General features: G+C 41.2%; 14 protein-coding genes. 2 read left to right on the top strand and 12 right to left on the bottom strand.

Annotated elements, in window-relative coordinates:
* Positions 1–10 precede the first annotated feature (10 nt).
* Both ACSLGF_RS01250 and ACSLGF_RS01245 read right to left on the bottom strand, forming a co-directional pair.
* Positions 11–760: a poly-gamma-glutamate hydrolase family protein gene (locus ACSLGF_RS01250; RefSeq protein WP_456001632.1), complete on the bottom strand. Its 750-nt coding sequence runs from the start codon at positions 758–760 to the stop codon at positions 11–13.
* Positions 761–1073: 313 nt separating this feature from the next.
* Complete coding sequence (locus tag ACSLGF_RS01245; RefSeq protein ID WP_456001630.1) at positions 1074–1547, bottom strand: CarD family transcriptional regulator; 474 nt, start codon at positions 1545–1547, stop codon at positions 1074–1076.
* A gap of 596 nt (positions 1548–2143) precedes the next feature.
* Here ACSLGF_RS01245 and ACSLGF_RS01240 point away from each other — a divergent pair.
* Both ACSLGF_RS01240 and bslA read left to right on the top strand, forming a co-directional pair.
* Positions 2144–2545, top strand: a complete 402-nt coding sequence (locus tag ACSLGF_RS01240) for a hypothetical protein (protein ID WP_456001628.1) — start codon at positions 2144–2146, stop codon at positions 2543–2545.
* A 126-nt stretch (positions 2546–2671) separates the two neighbouring features.
* Positions 2672–3208 (top strand): biofilm surface layer hydrophobin BslA, encoded by a 537-nt coding sequence (gene bslA, locus ACSLGF_RS01235; protein ID WP_456001626.1) that lies wholly within the window; start codon positions 2672–2674, stop codon positions 3206–3208.
* A gap of 225 nt (positions 3209–3433) precedes the next feature.
* Here the strand turns inward: bslA and mutL are convergent, their stop codons facing one another.
* The 10 genes from mutL to ACSLGF_RS01185 all read right to left on the bottom strand — a co-directional run bounded on the left by mutL (position 3434) and on the right by ACSLGF_RS01185 (position 17913).
* The gene (gene mutL / locus ACSLGF_RS01230) at positions 3434–5335 is read right to left on the bottom strand and encodes a DNA mismatch repair endonuclease MutL (protein WP_456001624.1); all 1902 of its coding nucleotides are present in this window, start codon (positions 5333–5335) and stop codon (positions 3434–3436) included.
* 21 nt (positions 5336–5356) lie between these two features.
* Positions 5357–7933, bottom strand: coding sequence for a DNA mismatch repair protein MutS (gene mutS, locus ACSLGF_RS01225; RefSeq protein ID WP_456001622.1), 2577 nt, complete (start codon positions 7931–7933; stop codon positions 5357–5359).
* A 124-nt stretch (positions 7934–8057) separates the two neighbouring features.
* Complete coding sequence (cotE, locus tag ACSLGF_RS01220) at positions 8058–8603, bottom strand: outer spore coat protein CotE (RefSeq protein ID WP_007499466.1); 546 nt, start codon at positions 8601–8603, stop codon at positions 8058–8060.
* A gap of 259 nt (positions 8604–8862) precedes the next feature.
* Complete coding sequence (locus ACSLGF_RS01215) at positions 8863–9297, bottom strand: RicAFT regulatory complex protein RicA family protein (RefSeq protein ID WP_456001620.1); 435 nt, start codon at positions 9295–9297, stop codon at positions 8863–8865.
* A gap of 1 nt (position 9298) precedes the next feature.
* Complete coding sequence (gene miaB / locus ACSLGF_RS01210; protein ID WP_456001618.1) at positions 9299–10825, bottom strand: tRNA (N6-isopentenyl adenosine(37)-C2)-methylthiotransferase MiaB; 1527 nt, start codon at positions 10823–10825, stop codon at positions 9299–9301.
* Between the two features lie 160 nt (positions 10826–10985).
* Entirely contained in the window at positions 10986–12164 is a 1179-nt protein-coding gene (locus tag ACSLGF_RS01205) for a glycine C-acetyltransferase (RefSeq protein ID WP_456001616.1), read from the bottom strand.
* Positions 12164–13228, bottom strand: a complete 1065-nt coding sequence (gene tdh, locus ACSLGF_RS01200) for an L-threonine 3-dehydrogenase (protein WP_456001614.1) — start codon at positions 13226–13228, stop codon at positions 12164–12166. Before tdh ends, ACSLGF_RS01205 begins: the two co-directional genes overlap by 1 nt.
* Positions 13229–13403: 175 nt before the next feature.
* A complete protein-coding gene (locus ACSLGF_RS01195) occupies positions 13404–16451 on the bottom strand; it encodes an efflux RND transporter permease subunit (protein WP_456001612.1) in 3048 nt (1015 codons plus the stop codon).
* Positions 16452–16655: 204 nt separating this feature from the next.
* On the bottom strand, positions 16656–16916 hold the full coding sequence (gene spoVS, locus ACSLGF_RS01190; RefSeq protein ID WP_003211281.1) for a stage V sporulation protein SpoVS: 261 nt from the start codon (positions 16914–16916) through the stop codon (positions 16656–16658).
* 202 nt (positions 16917–17118) lie between these two features.
* Positions 17119–17913, bottom strand: a complete 795-nt coding sequence (locus ACSLGF_RS01185; RefSeq protein ID WP_456001610.1) for a TIGR00282 family metallophosphoesterase — start codon at positions 17911–17913, stop codon at positions 17119–17121.
* Position 17914 lies beyond the last annotated feature (1 nt).

Here is a 17914-nt window from a genome sequence, read left to right as displayed (position 1 = left end):
AAACCTTTTTCTACGAAGATGGATCGAATTCTCTTAGCACTTTTTTTAAGGCACTAATATATCGTCTGAATGCTTTCTTCTTTCCTTTTCTCGTATCAAAATTGTCAAAAAAGGCTTCTCTCTGCGCCGTACTAATTTCTAGCTGAACACTTTCACCACTTGCATTTTGATTATTAATGTTTTTGGGATCTGTTCCAGAAAGCCGTTCCCCCTCTTGCACCATTTCTGCGGAAAAGCCACGATCTTTTAATTCTCGTACAACAGCTCTTTTCATTTCTGGGTTTGTCCCGCCAACTAACGTATGCCTTTTATCACTTTTATAGCCGTGGATGGAAACTGAAAAGGGATACGTTTTAATCATTTGAACCAAAATGGGTTCATCAAATTTTGTACTCGTGATATGCAAGTCTCGATTATTGTCTTGTTTCGTACCTTCAAACAAATACGTAGAGTACCTTTCTTGAAATGCTTCTACAATTTCACTTGTTCCTGGTTCAATTTCACCTCCATGAGGAGAAAATACGAGTAAATCACTACCACCCTTTTCGTGAAATTCTATCTCATAGCCGTCCCTTTCATGTCGTATGAGCTGTTTAAAACTTTCATATTGATCACCTTTTTTTCGCTCTTTCTTAAACTTTTCTACTTCTTCTTGATGTTGTTTTTGCTCTTTTTTTTCTTGAACGGAATGGCTGCATTTCACCATTAAAAGAGCACACAGGATCAGAAAGATGAATCCACATATAAGTAGCCTTTTCATTTCACCGCTCCTTTTCATTCTCTTAGATGCCATCTTATCGCATTATTTTACTATCAATGGCTAAGAAAATTCAAAGAATGTCCGGCTCTTTTTAACGAATCAGGAGAACTTACCTGTTTTTTTTATGTTGTCTAGGTATTTCAGACTTCTTTGAAACGCTCATTTGCAAGTAAAATTTAAATCCTATGACCTTATTTCAGATTTAGTAAAAAACTCCTGCAAAAATGGAAATATTACTCTTTTTTCAAACAAAAAAGCTGTAAACAAAAGGTGTATACCCTTCTGTTTACAGCCAATTACTGTATATCCATCATTAAACTCTTAATTCATTCTCTAAGACTGTCAGCACTTCATCTTGCGATAACCCTTGTGCAAGTGAAATTTCACTCACTAACATGCCTCGTGCATCTTCAAGCATTTTCTTTTCACTTGAATTTAATGCTTTCTTCTGATTTCGTCTCATCAGATCTTTCACAACGTCTGCACCATCTTCGATCGTACCTGTTTTTAGCTTTTTCAGATTTTCATCATATCTTTGCTTCCAAGTAAGCGTGTCGTCGTTTGTTTCTTCTGCAAAATTGTTCATCACAACTTTCAACGTTGCTTGATCAACTACCGGACGTATACCTAGTTGATTGATTCTGCCTCTTGGGATCATCATCTGCATATTCGGCATTTGAATCAGAAAATATTCCTCCGTCTTACCTAAAATTTCTTTTTCTTCCATTCCTTCAATCACACCGGCTCCATGCATAGGATAAACAATTTTATCACCTATTTGAAACAAATCCGCCACCTCCGAAAGTATTCACAATATGATTATAACACATTTCACCAGAGGATAAAAATTTATATTTTATCATGTTATTTTAGCAATAGTCAATTCTTTTCATTTGAGTTTTTAAAGAAAAAGCCTTTTTTACAAAACAAGCACCACCATCCAGTCCTCGTGTATCTTCCTTGCATATACTAGCATTGAGTCACATTTAGGAGGGATGACAATGTGCAAATGCAAATGCAAGTGCAAACATTCCCACTCAAACTGTTATAAGAAGCATGACGATCATCGCCATGTTGATCCATGTAAAGAAAAGAAGTTTTATCATAAAAAAGATGATTGGTTTGAGAGCGATTTTTGGGATACTTCTAGAAGCTACGATCCCTATTATTATCCTAAAAGTGTCTGCAGCAGCTGTAAGAAGCGTCGCAGAAGAAAGCATAGCACCTCATTTTAGTGTTTGACGCTTCACCTGCTTTTTGTTTTCCCGGCTGAAAAGCCGGTTTTTTTCTCGTGTGATTCACTTTTTCTTTCATATGGATAGGCTCATGAAACGGGTGACCCTCATAGGATATGGCAACCTGACAAAAAGGATGAGATACAAAATGAACAATATGAATAACCAGACCAATCATTACCACCAAGGAAATCCCTATCACACGTTTGAAAATGTGTATACAGCCAATCATGAGCATGTGATCGCACCAAACATGCATGAGCATATGAATATGCCAAACCATTATCATACTGGTAAAAAAGATGCTTATAGCGGACACTACCCGCATCACCATTCACCATATTCCCCGTATACGAATCAGCATGATTCATTTTCACATGTTCCAATGAAAGATCACCAGCATCTAGGCCACTATGGTGGTGGATATGGGATGCCTCCATATCAGCAGCCATACGGATATCAAAATATGCATATGATGCCACACCATCATATGGCAGGCCACGCTTACGGAATGAATCAACCTAATGCGTTCCTCCCCCGCTATTACTAAACAAATAGACAAAATAAGGGTATAATGTATCATTTAATGACATATAGGAATATGGTAATCTTGTAGGTAAATAATGGATGTTATTATCTATTATTTACCTATAATCAACCAAGGGGGAAGGAAGAAATGAAAAAAACATGGACAATCTTAATGATGGGGATGCTTACACTGGTCATGGCACTATCGGTACCGCTTGCCGCATCCGCTGAAGGAGCCAAGACGGAAGAAGGCAAAGCTTCGACCAATGCCAGACCAGCTGCACTTTATGCGAAAATTACAGGAGCAAGTAAGCAGGAATGGTCTTTTTCTGACATTGAGCTGACATACCGTCCAAATTCAGTCCTAAGTATCGGTGCAATTGAGTTTACATTGCCTGCAGGCTTTCAAGCCACAACAAAAGACATCTTTAACGGAAAAGCATTAAAAGACAGCTATATTTTGAATAGCGGAAAAACGGTCCGCATTCCGGCTAGAATCGATTTATTTGGAAGTTCACAATATACATTACAGCTTTCACATAAAGTACTCCCTGCGGCAGGTACATATACATTCCGTGCAGAAAATCGTGGAATCAGCATTGGTTCCACATTTTATGCAGAAGATACGATTGATATTAATAAACGACCAGTTGTCGTCACACCACCAAATCCTTGTGGATGTTAAATAAAAAACGCTCTAAGAGCGCCTTCAGATTTTTGACAAAGGGCTAAAATAAAGATTATTTTAGCTCTTTGTCTTCTTTTCAGCGTGATATGAAAACCCTTGAAGTCTAGTAAGGACGAGTACCAGAGCGAATTTGACATTCGTGAGCACTGGCACGCAGGAGTGACACCGAATGCGAGGGTTTGTCTACACGCTGAGCGCTCTAAGAGCGCTTTTTCTCATTGGTCACATGACCCGTTTAAACATTTTCTCCATTTCATATGTGGAGTGATGAATGATGATTGGTCGGCCGTGCGGACATGTGAATGGGTCCTTCGTTTGCCGGAGTTCATCTAATAAGGCTTTGATTTCATCATGACGCAAATGGCGATTTGCTTTAATAGAGCCTTTACAGCTCATCATGATCGCCGCTTCTTCTCTCAGTTTCTTGATATCAACACGCTTTTCATCAAGCACTTGTTGAATAATCTCTTCGATCAGTTCAGCCTCTTCTCCTTTCGGAAACCACTGCGGATGCGATCGAACGATGTAGCTTCCTGATCCGAAGGGTTCTAAGAAGACGCCCACTTTTGCTAGAATATCCTTATGCTCTTCAATGATCAGCATATCGTTTTTAGAGTAGTGAAATGTTAATGGGACGAGCATTTCTTGCACTTCCTGTTCGATCTCTCCTACCTTCTCACGATAATACTCATACTTGATTCTTTCTTGAGCCGCATGCTGATCTATGATATAAAGCCCTTGTTCATTTTGAGCCAAAATATATGTGCCATGCATTTGCCCAATTGGATACATCACAGGAACGCGGTCGTTTTCTGGAATCGTTTCTGTAACATCTTCTTTTAGTACTGTCTCTTCATATTCAAGTGAAGCTGCGGATTCCTCTAAATGAACATTCTCAGCTGGAGCTTCTTCATAAAATGCGGGTAATGATGCTCCCTTCTTCTCCTGCTCAGGCATCTCGTATGCTGCGGTTTGGCTTGTCTCGTATACAAACGATTCGAGCGGCTCCGGCTGATAGGATCGTGGTGTTTCCGTCCGGCTTGGGTTTCCTTGTTTCGCATCAAAGGTTAAGGATTGCTGCTCATTTTTCACAGCTGGCATTGGTGCTTTTTTTGGCACTGAAGCACTTGGAATGAGCTGCTGCTTTTGAAACACTTCCTTAATTCCTTGTTTAATCAGCTCATGAAGTTCCTGCTCTTTACTTAGTCTCACTTCAAGCTTCGAAGGATGAACGTTCACATCGACTAAAATTGGATCCATCTTCATCTCAATAAATGTAATCGGATGGCGACCGATCGGAAGCAGCGTGTGATACCCTTCATGGATGGCTTTCACGAGCGGGAAATGCTTTACATATCTGCCGTTTACAACAGAAGACATATAATTCCGCGATGCTCTTGTCACTTCTGGTAAGGAAATATACCCTTTCACTTCAAAATCAAGTGATTGTACGTGAAGTGGCAGCATTTTTTTCGCCACAGCCGTTCCATAAATGGCCGCAAGCACATGCCGTACATCTCCGTTTCCATTTGTCTGAAGTAAGACTTTCCCTTGATGACGCAAGCGAATCGATACTTCTGGATGAGCAAGTGCAATTCGGTTGACGACATCCGATATGTTGCCAAGCTCTGTATGAACGGTTTTCATGTATTTTAAGCGGGCTGGCGTATTATAAAATAAGTTGGTGACCACAATTTCGGTGCCGCGACGGCCAGAGGTTTTTGTCTCTGAAATGATCTTCCCGCCTTGGAGGGCTAAGTGCGTTCCAGCTCCTTTACCGGTACTTGTTTTCATTTCTAGGTGAGAGACGGACGCGATACTTGGCAGCGCCTCTCCCCTAAAACCTAGTGTTCTGACACGGAACAAATCATTTTCATCTTTGATTTTACTCGTTGCATGGCGCTGGAAGGCGAGCCTACAATCTTCAGCATCGATTCCAACACCATTATCAATGATTCTAATAGAAGAAAGACCTGCTTCTTCTACATCGATTTCAATGACTGTACTACTTGCATCGATCGCATTTTCCACAAGCTCCTTTACGACAGAAGCCGGCCGTTCGACCACTTCACCAGCAGCAATTTTATTTGATAGGTCATCGGATAACTGAATAATCTTTGCCATTTCTGCTCACCTCACCTTACATTATAATTTCTTTTGCAATTCATATAGCTTTGTCATGGCTTCCAGTGGTGTCATATCCATTAAGTTAAATGACTTTAATTCGTCGATCACCGCTTGATCTTTGTTTTTGAGGACGGCTTTTGTTTGCGGTTTTTCTTCCACTTCAAAGAAAGAAAGCTGCTGCTTCTCCTCGGGCTTTTCTGTTTTTGGAGCTGAAGCCACGTGCGGAATCACTTCATGTGATCCGCTCTCAAGCTCCGTTAAGATCGTCTGGGCTCTATCAATGATGGCATCAGGCAATTCAGCAAGCTGCGCTACATGAATGCCATAGCTTTTGTCAGCTGCACCTTCTTTGATTTGATGTAAGAAAACGACCGTTCCTTCATGCTCTTCAGCTCGTACATGGACATTCTTCAGCTCACTTAATTGAGACTCAAGTACCGTGAGCTCATGGTAATGTGTTGAGAAGAGGGTTTTGGCACCAATATGATCATGAACAAATTCAATGATCGCCTGTGCAAGAGCCATTCCATCATAGGTGCTTGTCCCGCGTCCAATCTCATCAAATAAAATCAAACTGTTTTTCGTTGCATGCACCATCGCATTTTTTGCTTCGAGCATCTCTACCATAAAAGTACTTTGACCTGAAATCAAATCATCTGCCGCACCAATACGTGTAAAGATTTGATCAAATATCGGAAGAGTCGCCTTTGATGCCGGCACAAAACAGCCAATCTGCGCAAGAATTGAGATGAGCGCCATTTGTCTCATATACGTGCTTTTCCCTGACATATTCGGTCCAGTAATGAGCAAGGTTTGTCTGCCTCTTCCCATATGGCAGTCATTCGGCACATACTCCTGGTGATCCATCACTTTTTCAACGACAGGGTGACGGCCATCAATGACATCCACCTCATCCTCTGAGAATTCGGGACGGACATAACGGCGTTTTTCGCTCACAGTGGCAAAGCATTGCAGCGCATCCAGCTCACTCATTTGTTTTCCGAGCAGCTGTAATCTAGGAATATAAGTTTTCACTTGTTCCCTAAGAGCTGTAAATAGTTCATATTCCAATTCGCTAATATTTGATTCTGCCTCAAGAATAAGGGCCTCTTTTTCTTTCAATTCAGGTGTGATATACCGCTCTGCATTGGCAAGGGTTTGTTTTCTTTCATAACGGCCTTCTTCCAGCAGATGCGTATTCGCCCGGGTCACTTCGATATAATAACCAAATACTTTATTAAAACCGACTTTTAAGGAACGAATGCCAGTATATTCTCTTTCTTGCTGTTCAAGCCGTGCAATCCAGTCCTTACCGTTTCGGCTGGCATCACGATATTCATCTAATTTTGCATTGTAGCCATCTTTAATCAAATTGCCTTCTTTTAACGTCATCGGCGGATTTTCAAAAAGAGCATCTTCTAATAAATCAAGCAAGTCACCACAAGGGTCAATATCATTCGCTCTTGATTTCGCTATTTCCTCTGGCAGTGAATGGACGAGCTCTTTAATGGCCGGTACTTGTTTTAAGGATTCCTTCAGCTGAATGAGATCGCGGGCATTCACATTTCCAAATGCCACGCGGCCTGCTAGACGCTCAAGATCATATACTTGCTTTAATCGTTCACGCAGATCCTCTCGTTCAAAGAAATGATCCATGAGAATTTGCACCATTTCCTGGCGTTCCTTAATTTGCGAAAGGCGAATTAACGGCCGATCGATCCATTGCTTGAGCAGTCTTCCGCCCATCGCTGTTTTTGTTTCATCTAGCAGCCATAATAAAGAGCCCTTTTTGCTTTTTGAACGGATCGTTTCTGTTAATTCAAGATTTCGCTTTGAGTAAAGATCAATTTTCATCGTTTGTTCAAGCTCAAACACTTGAACTTGCTGAAGGTGATCAAGACTTCTTTTTTGCGTTCTTCTTAAGTAGGCATATAGCGTTAAAAATGCTGATCTCAGATTTTCGTCAAGGTGGGAAACGAGCGGTTCAGCTTCATCCATTAATTGGCCGCTATCTTCGTATGAAATCGTTGCATGACAGCGCTCTTTAAGGGTCTTCACTGTTTCCTCATCCAGCTGCTTTGACACCACAATTTCTTTTGCACCGACAGAATAAATTTCAGACACAACCTCATCTAATCGATCGATGAAAGCGGCCATGTTTTCCCCTGTTGATAAATCGGAAAGCGCAAGGCCGTACCCATTTTGAAAGCTGGAAACAGACGCAATAAAGTTGTTCTCATTTTCACTAAGCCCTTTACCGTCCATGACCGTACCTGGTGTAATCAGTTGGACAACTTCTCTTTTGACCACACCTTTTGCCGTTTTAGGATCTTCCACCTGCTCACAAATGGCGACTTTGTAGCCCTTTGCAATCAACTGTTCTATGTATGCAGAAGCAGAATGATAAGGGACGCCGCACATTGGGATCGTCCCGCCGTCTCTGCTTGTTAACGTAATTTCTAGCTCTTGTGCCGCTTCTTTTGCGTCATCAAAAAACATTTCATAAAAATCGCCTAAGCGAAAAAATAAAAAGGCATCTTGATAATCTGCCTTGATCTTTAAATATTGCTGTATCATGGGCGTATAACTTGCCATATTTCTAATCCCTCACTATATCACTTTCGAATTCATACCATCTTACATTATAGCATAAAAAAGCACCTTTTTTTCCTAGATCGAGGCACAAAAAAACTAGGGAGATATGCGCCCTAGTCATCTATTACTCTTCTGGATCACCTGCTAGGAATTCTGGATGAATATCCTCTAACTCCTCATCCACTTCTTCTTCCCACTCGTGATCATCTTTTTCTTTCCAGCTTGAATTGACCTCTACGACAATTTTTGTTTCTCCTACCACTTCAGCAATGAATTCACGCTCCGCCTGAACAACAATTTTATTGCCATTAGGAGAAATGGTCACCTCTAAGCAATTGGGCTGCTGCAGCACTTTCGCAATCACTTCGTGTTCATCATCAAGGAAATTTTTATCTTTATATCTCAGTTTGATGATGTCTACATATTTCACACGTTCTGTGACCACTTCTGTTTTCGTGTTGTCAGCGTAAGAGTACCACACGTTAATATCAAATGTTCCTTCAATCTCAACAGTTTTACCGACCTTTTCAGCATCATACTTATGATTAATGATCCAACCACCTAGGATGCTGGTTGGTTTTTGCGATGGAGAAATGGTGTGTGTGCTTTGGGTGAATTTCCTCCCTTTTGCAACCACCGCTTTTGTAATAATCTCTCGGTATTCAGACATTCCGGCATGCCTCCTTGTTCTTGATCGTTTTATCTTATGCTGGGCATTCGTCTAGTGTGTCACGATTTTGAGCTTCATGTTCAATTAAATTCATTTCTGTTTCAGTGTATGCATGGTCGCCCATAAACTTGCCTTGAAAATTGGAAAAGTTGGAGAGTGAGAGATTTAGGTTGATGGAGCTTTGAAGTAGAGCGGGGAATTCCATTCTTAAATTGTTTCAAAAAAAGGTAACAAAAAACCCCGCAGGCGCGGGGTTTTCTCATTTAATGGAGCAACTTGGTGATGAATTTTTCATTTTTGAACCGGTTTCTCCTAATAATAGGTCACCGCCGGTTGAAAGAATGATTTCATCCGTTACTTGATTAGAAATCGTGTGCGCTACAAGCTGAAGCAGGGAATTGACCTCAATTTGTGATTCTTTGAATTCTTGAATCACTGGGATCTCATCCAGTTCTTCTTGCAGGGCATCGATTTTTTCTTCGACTTGCTTTAAGGCTTCGTGTTTGCCGTAATGCTTTAAATTTACAGCTTGTTTTTGAAGCGCCTTAATTTGATTAATGATCGTCGAAATTTTTGTATTTTCATTGATTTGTGCTTCTGCTTTCTTGAAGAAATCAACTTCTTCTGTTTCAGAAATCATTTTAGCGAGCTCTCTTGCGCGCTCGACAATCTCTTTCTTTGAATAAAGCGTCATTTTAATTCACCTCGATAGCTTCTCCAACCATTTCTCCGTCAAGAGACCAAGTTTTCGCTTGTGTGATTTTCACTTTGACGATGTTGCCAATCGCTTCTTTTGGTGCTTTAAAATTCACAAGCTTGCTTTTACTTGTATATCCGGCTAGGATCTCAGGATTATTTTTACTTTCACCCTCTACTAATACTTCGACAGTCTGCCCTTCATATTCCTTCATTTTTTTCGCGGAAATTTCATTCACGAGTGCATTCAGGCGCTGAAGGCGTTCTTTTTTCACACGCATTGGGACATTGTCTTTCATATTGGCTGCTGGTGTTCCTTCTCTTGGAGAGTAAATGAACGTATAAGCCGCATCAAACTCCACCTCACGATAGAGGGAAAGGGTTTCTTCAAACTGCTCATCTGTTTCATTTGGGAACCCAACGATAATGTCTGTTGTCAGGGAAGCATTTGGCATCGCTTCTTTGATTTTGCGCACAAGATCAAGGTAACGTTCACGGTCATATTTTCTCGCCATGAGTTTCAGCACAGAAGAACTTCCTGATTGAACTGGCAAGTGAATATGATCGAGCAGGTTGCCGCCCTTTGCAAGCACCTCAATTAAATGGTCATCAAAGTCACGCGGATGACTTGTTGTAAAACGGATACGCGGAATATCGATTTTACGCAGCTCATCCATCAGGTGGCCGAGACCATATTCCATGTCTTCAAAATCTTTTCCATACGCATTCACGTTTTGACCAAGAAGAGTAATTTCCTTATATCCTTCTGCCGCTAAACGTCTGACCTCTTGAATAATTTCATCTGGCCGGCGGCTTCTTTCCTTGCCGCGTGTGTAAGGCACGATACAGTATGTACAGAACTTATCACAGCCGTACATAATATTCACCCAGCCTTTGATTTTACCTTGGCGGGCTCTTGGAAGGTTTTCAATGACATCCCCTTCCTTCGACCAAACCTCGATGACCATTTCTTTTGAAAGGTAACATTCAGATAAAAGCTCCGGCAAGCGGTGAATGTTGTGCGTTCCGAAAATCAAGTCAACAAATGGATGTTTCTTCAAAATACGGTTGACGACAGATTCCTCTTGCGACATACATCCGCAGACACCTAAGATCAAATCTGGCTTTTCGCGTTTTAATGCTTTTAAATGACCAAGCTCTCCAAACACTTTGTTTTCCGCATTCTCGCGAATCGCACAAGTGTTTAATAAGATGACATTCGCATCTTCCGTTGAGTTTGTCGGTTCATAACCAAGTGCCATAAAGATCCCAGCCATCACTTCTGTGTCATGCTCGTTCATTTGACAGCCATATGTGCGAATATAAAACTTGCGGCCGTTCCCTAACCCTTGAAACCGCTCGTCAATTTGAAATTGATTGTATTCGACTTCTTCTTTACCCCGTTTTTTCGCATCTTTTAAGGAAGGCGGAATGTACACAGCTTCAAAATATTGGCTGTAGTCCTTCTCGGATTTTTTGTCCGATGAACTTACTTGTCCGCTCTCTTTTCTCTGCTTTTCATTCATGAATTTGTACTCCTTTCAAACCAAGCTCCACCCTACAGTATAGACTATTTTGTTATGAATTGAAAATAAATTCATATGAGGTTTTTCTATGAAAAATGCCTATTTAACAGGACAGTCATAACCATTCTCTTTATAAAAAGAAAAAGAGAGCCGCGCTCTCTCAATCAAGTATGTTCAGTTTTTTCGCTTCTTCTTCAATGATTGCCAGTGCACGGTCAAGTTCTTCTTTTGTGTGCTCTGCTGTGATGATGGCTCTAATTCTCGCTTTTCCTTTGGCAACAGTTGGGAAGGCTATGCCCTGAGCAAAGACACCTCGCTCTATTAATGCCTTTGAAAAGCGGAAAGTAAGTGCCTCGTCTCCAATCATCATCGGAATAATCGGTGTCTCTGTTGGTGCAACTTGAAATCCCAGATTGATGACCTTTTCTTTAAAATAGGCAGCGTTTTCCCAAAGCGTATCAATTCGCTCCGGTTCGTCTAACAGCACTTCAATCGCTTCTTCACACGCTCTAGTTACAGCTGGTGGATGTGAGGTGCTGAATAAAAACGGTCTTGCTTTATGCTTTAAGTAGTCGATTAAAACCGCAGAACCAGCCACGTAGCCGCCTAGCACACCGACAGCCTTACTAAGTGTCCCAACCTGAATGTGCACTCTGCCGTCGAGTTTAAAATGGTTGACTGTCCCGCGTCCATTTTCGCCAAGTACTCCTGACGCATGCGCATCGTCAACCATTACAAATGCGTCATATGCTTCTGCGAGTCTCACAATCTCAGGAAGCGGTGCAATATCTCCATCCATCGAGAACACACCATCTGTTACGATAAGCCGGGCGCGGTAATTCATAGATTTCTTTAAAATTTTCTCAAGCTCTTCCATATTGGAATGGGCGTATACTTTTTTATCTGCCTTTGTTAATCGAATGCCATCGATGATCGAGGCATGATTGAGCTCATCTGAAATCACAATATCATCTTTTGTTAAGATACTTGATAAGACCCCTTGGTTGGTCGTAAAACCTGATTGAAACACAAGGGCTGCCTCTGTCTTTTTAAATGAAGCGAGCTTTTTTTCAAGGCGTTCATGCATCGTCATTGTGCCGGCGATGGTTCGTACAGAACCTGTTCCTGCACCGAATTCATCAATCGCCTTTTTCGCTGCTTTCATCAGCCGTGGATGCGAGGTGAGGCCTAAGTAGTTATTTGAGGAGAGTTGTATAACGGATTGGTCATTTAATGTGACCACGGATGATTGTTTTGAGTCGATCTCTTTGAGCGTTTGGTGGGTGCCTTGCTGCTTCATTGTTTCTAATTCATCTTGTAAATACGTGAATTCTTTCATCATTTCTTCCCCCTTTGATATGATGGCATCATAAGCACGACCTTTCCGCATGTACCATTTCTCATGAGTTCAAACCCCTTTTCGAAATCTTCAAATGGCAGCGTATGGGTGACAACCGGCTGTACATCAATTGTATTCGTTCTTAAAAGCTCAGATACTTGACGCCACGTTTCAAACATTTTTCTCCCCGTGATCCCTTGAACAGTTAATCCCCTAAAAACAATTTGATTCGTAATGTCAATGGTCACTGGCCTTTCTGGCAAACTCAGTATATTGACTTTCCCTCCATTTGCACAAGCTTCGAGTGCTTGATGAATCGCCACTGGGTGTCCTGACATCTCACACATCACGTCTGCCCCTTCCATTCGCGTGAGCTGCTTAATCATCGCAACAGGATCATCTTTTCCGATATCCACGATATGGTCTGCGCCCATTTTCCTTGCAAGCTCAAGCCTGTATTCATTTTTATCAACGGCAAACACTTGGACAGCCCCAGAGGCTTTTGCGACTGCGATGGCCATTAAACCAATGGGTCCGCAGCCAAAAATCGCCATTGACTTACCTGAAACAGGTGTGTGCAACACTGTATGAACTGCATTTCCAAGCGGCTCTTGGATAGACGCAAGCTCCACTGGCATTTGGGCTGGATTGTGCCACACATTTTGTTCAGGTACTTTGACATACTCAGCAAAACAGCCATCAATGTCTACCCCTAAAATTTTCGTTTCACTGCACAAATGCTGCTGTCCTGTTAAACACATATAGCACTGATTACATACAATATGCGTCTCAGCCGATACAAAATCCCCTGCTTTTGCACGTGAGACTTGTTTACCCACTTTGACAACTTCCCCTGTAAATTCGTGTCCGAAAATGTAAGGTGCTTTGACCCTTCCCTTTGCCCAATTATCCCAATTATAAATATGCACATCTGTTCCGCATATCGATGTGGCTTTCACCTGGATCAATACTTCATGATCATTGATTTCTGGAATCGGCATGTCTATCAACACCGCTCCGTAAGCGCTTTCTTTTTTAACAATCGCTTTCATCATTCCACACATGACGTACAACCCCTTTGTTAAAAAACTTCTCCCAATCAGATTTTAACACGTATTATTTTAGTCGTAAATACCACTGTCTACTCAGTAGAGACAAATGAACACTCCACATAATTTTTTAGATATTTTTCTATAAAAAAAAGCAAATCTCCGAATAGAAGGAGATTTGCTTTAGCTGTCAGCGTTTTTTTGAAACGGCAACAACATATAGGGCCGGTACAATTAATAGTGTCAGAATCGTTGAGAAAAAGACACCTGATACAATGCAGATTGCAAGCGGCTTAAAGAGTGGGTCATTACTTAACGCAACAGGCATTAGGGCAACTAGTGCTGTAAATGCCGTTAATAAAATTGGTCTAATCCTTGCTCTTCCCGCTTCAATCACGGCTGTTCGTTGATCAAGACCTAGCTTGCGCCGCTGTTCAATAAATTCGAATAAGACAACCGCATTTCGAACCACGATGCCAGCTAATGATACAATCCCCATTGTCGCCATAAAGCTGAACGGCGTTTGCGTGACAAACAGTCCGATAACGGCTCCTGATATCGCTAAGTAAACAGTTCCTATCACTAAAAGTGGAAGCATCAATGAATTGAACTGGAAGGCGATCGTCACATAAATGAGCAGCAAGACAACTCCAAATAAAAGACTAATTTCAATAAAAAATTGGGTCTGATCTTCATTTTCTCCACCTTGAGAAATGGTCAAATCCTTCGCTGCATCACTTTTTTCGACTTGATTGACAACTTCTTTCATATCGTCTTTAAATGTATCTGACGTTCCAGGGTACGCCTTTAACGTGATGGTCGGAATACCATTTTCATGTGGAATGCTCTCGTACTGCTCTGTCTCTTTTTCTTTCACATATCGGCTAAGTGGCTCCAGTGAAGGCACACCACCCTCATTTGTATTCACAGGCACTTTGATTTCGTTTAGCTTCAGGCTATTTTGATGTGTACCCATGTCCTGTTTGACCACGAGATCAATGTCCTCTGTTCCTTGTTTAAAGGTGCCTAATGGGAGTCCTTCTGTCACAAGACCAAGCTGTCTACTGACAAACTGAGCGCTGAGCCCATTCTCTGCCATACGATCACGGTTTAATTCAAATGAGATGGTTTTCACCGGCTGATTGACATCGTCCGTGATCAAGCTTGCTCCATTTTCTTTCATTTCTTTTGTAAGCGTTCCTTTGATATCAATCAGCTTTGAAAAAGAGTCACCCGCAATGGTTACAGTCACAGGCGCTCCGGTTGGCGGCCCTTGAACAATGGTTTTCATAAAGATATCAGCATCTTTAAATTTCTCTCGCAAAGGCTCTGTCATACGGTCAATCAATGCTTTACTTGTCATCTGTTCATTGTCTACTCTCACGACAACCTGACCAGTATGGTCACTTGCGTTTGAGATGCTTTCATTAAACAAGTTCGGCACACCGCCACCTGCAAAAATGGCCGTCTCTTCAATGCCTTTTTGCTGTTTGATCTCTTGTTCTATTTTCTCTAATGTTTCATTTGTTTTGTCTAATGTCGTTTCACTTGGAAGTGTGACAGTGACAACAACTTCTTTCTTATTCGCCGCAGGGAAAAATTCAAACGGTGTGACGAAGATAAGTAAAAAGGCAAGTGTGGCAACAAGCAAACCACTTAGTCCAATGAGAAGTGGACGCCTCACGATTTTTGTCAGCACGCGGTCTGCATAAAAATCTGCTAATTTCTTTAATGGTTTGCCTAAGAATCCCGGCTCCTTTTGAATCTTCTTGTTCTTTCTTTTCCGGTTCGCTGTATATTGATAGACTGGGACAAGTGTCAATGAAATGACCATAGACGCAAGCACAGTCGTCACTAAAACAGACGGTAATGCTCGAATAAATGAACCGTTCGCACCAGATAGGAAAACAAGTGGCAAGAAGGCAAACACAACCGCAAGCGTTGATGTCAAAATGGAGCCTGCGACCTCTTTCACCCCTGCAATCGTTCCTTTAAGCGGGCTTTCGTATTTTTTCATCTGCCTTAAAATATTATCGTTAACGACAATGGCATCATCCACAAGTATCCCTAAGGCAATGATAAAGCCAATGATTGAAATTTGATTAAGGTCCACTTGTAAAAATGGCAGCGGAATGGTTCCAATCGTGATCGATAATGGGATCGCTAGTGAAACGATAAAGGCACCGCCAATGGTGAGACCAAGTGTGGTGACGATAATGACAGCGATGACTGCAACGATGGCTTCTTTGATTAAATCATTAAAAATGGCATCTACTTCACTTTTTTGAGAATAGTAGTCTACCCACTCTACACCATTTGGCAGCTGTTTCTCTTTTTCAATGACAGCACTGACTTTGTCATACATTTTAGGAATATCAAGCCCTGGTTTTATATTGACTGTAAACGAATAGGCGGGCTTTCCGTTATACGAAACAATATCACTTTTCTCTTTTTCTACTTCTTTTAAGCTGCCAAGCTGACTAATTGTGACTGGCTCTCGATTCGTTTTTGAGAAAAGCTCAATTTTTTCGACTTGATCTAAGCGGTCATAGGCATCAATAGACAGCTTGACCTTCTCTCCGTCTGCCTGAATGTCACCTAGTGGAGAAGTGTCAAATTCCTGATTGATGGCATTTGTGACATCGGTCACATTTAACCCCTCATCCTCAAGCTTACTTGAGTCTAAGTTCAATATCGCTTGTTTGTCATTGAAGCCTTTGATGACGACACCGTCAACACCTTTGATGTCCTCTACTTTTTCCTTCAACGCACGAAGCGATTCCTGACTTTTCGCTAAGTCAGATGACTTACTCGACACAATCATGTAAGAACCAACCGGCACGTTGCCAAACTCATCCTTTACATCTGGCTCCATCACACCGTCAGGAAAGGAAGATGCGGCACTCGTGGTTTCATTTTTAATTTGACCTGCCACCTTTTGAAAATCGGCTTGATCATCAATTTCAAGCACAATATTTGAAAAACCAATGGCAGAAACAGAGCTCGTTTTCTCTACACCATTGATATCAGTTATGGCTGATTCCAGCTTATTGGTTACATCACTTTCCACCTGTTTTGCATCAGCACCAGGAAAAACAGTGGAGATGGTCACGATATTTGCTTGGAATTCTGGCAGTTCTCTTTTAGGAAGCTGCGTAAATAGATAGCCCCCGGCAATGAGAACGATAAAAAACAAAATAAAAACAAGCTTTCCTCTTTTCAAAAAAGCTTCAATCATTATTTCACCTACTTAAATATTTATTTTTGATGAAGTATTTTCAACTTAATCTTAATTTATCATCATGGTGAAAAAATGCAAGCTCTAATATGTAGTTTTTTTATCTATTTCATGAACTGAATATGTTATATAAGAAATGTATAGCAGTAAACAAAAACAACCTGCTTACATGATGTAAGCAGGTTGAAAATAATAAAATTAGAATTATCGTGGCTCAACAATCAGTTTGATTGCTGTTCTTTCTTCTCCATCGATAAGAATGTCAGTAAAGGCTGGAATGCATATCAAATCCACTCCGCTAGGCGCCACAAATCCCCTTGCAATGGCGACTGCCTTGACTGCCTGATTCAGCGCTCCAGCACCGATTGCTTGTATTTCTGCTGCACCGCGTTCACGTAAAACGCCGGCTAATGCTCCTGCTACTGAATTCGGATTTGACTTTGCTGAAACTTTTAAAATTTCCATTTCTGCTCCCCCTTAAATTTACAATGGATAAGTGAGTGTTCATTAGAACAATCTTTGTTAGATGATGCTATTTTTTTGAAAATCCATCCCCAAAATGTTTTTCAAAAATAGCAGGCTACCTACCATTTTTACTATATTCACGATAGAGGGCGCATATTCCTTCTTTCTGATTAATATTTTTCTGAAATAAATATGTGAACATTTATTCAAAGAAAATATGGTCATCATTTATCAAAATTCGATCAATTTTGACAGCTTTTTTCGACTGTTCGTCAATTTCTACGATCACTGCACTCAATTGTGTGCGGCCTTCTGCAATGTCAAAACGGACTGGAAGGCTCGTTTTGAATCGTTTAATGATCGTTTCCCGGTCTACCCCTAAAATGCCATCATAAGGACCTGTCATGCCAACATCTGAAATATACGCAGTTCCTTTTGGCAATACGCGGTTATCAGCTGTTTGAACATGTGTATGCGTTCCAACAACACATGATGCACGGCCGTCTGTATACCAGCCCATCGCTTGCTTTTCACTTGTGGCTTCACCATGAAAATCAATAAAAATAAATGGTGTACGTTTTGATGCTTCTGCAATTAATTCATCTACTTTTTGAAACGGGCAGTCAATTGGAGGTAAAAAAGTACGTCCTTGTAAGTTGATGACAGCCAATTCTTTTCCTTGCTTTTTAATGAAGGTGAGTCCTTTTCCAGGCGTACCTTGCGGGAAGTTGGCAGGACGAACAATATTGGCTGCATCATCGATGAAATCGAAAATGTCTCTTTTATCCCATGTATGGTTGCCCATTGTGAGCACGTCAGCTCCTGCTTGCAGCAGCTCGTGATAGATTTTTTCAGTGAGACCTTTCCCGTGAGCCGCATTTTCTCCATTGACAATTGTAAAGTGCGGCTGATATTTTTTCTTAAGCTTCGGCAAGTATTCTTTCAGTGTATCTCTGCCAGGTGAACCGACGATATCTCCAACAAATAATATTTTCATG

The organism is Bacillus sp. A015 (genome assembly GCF_053851875.1).
This window is presented reverse-complemented; position numbering and strand designations above follow the sequence as displayed.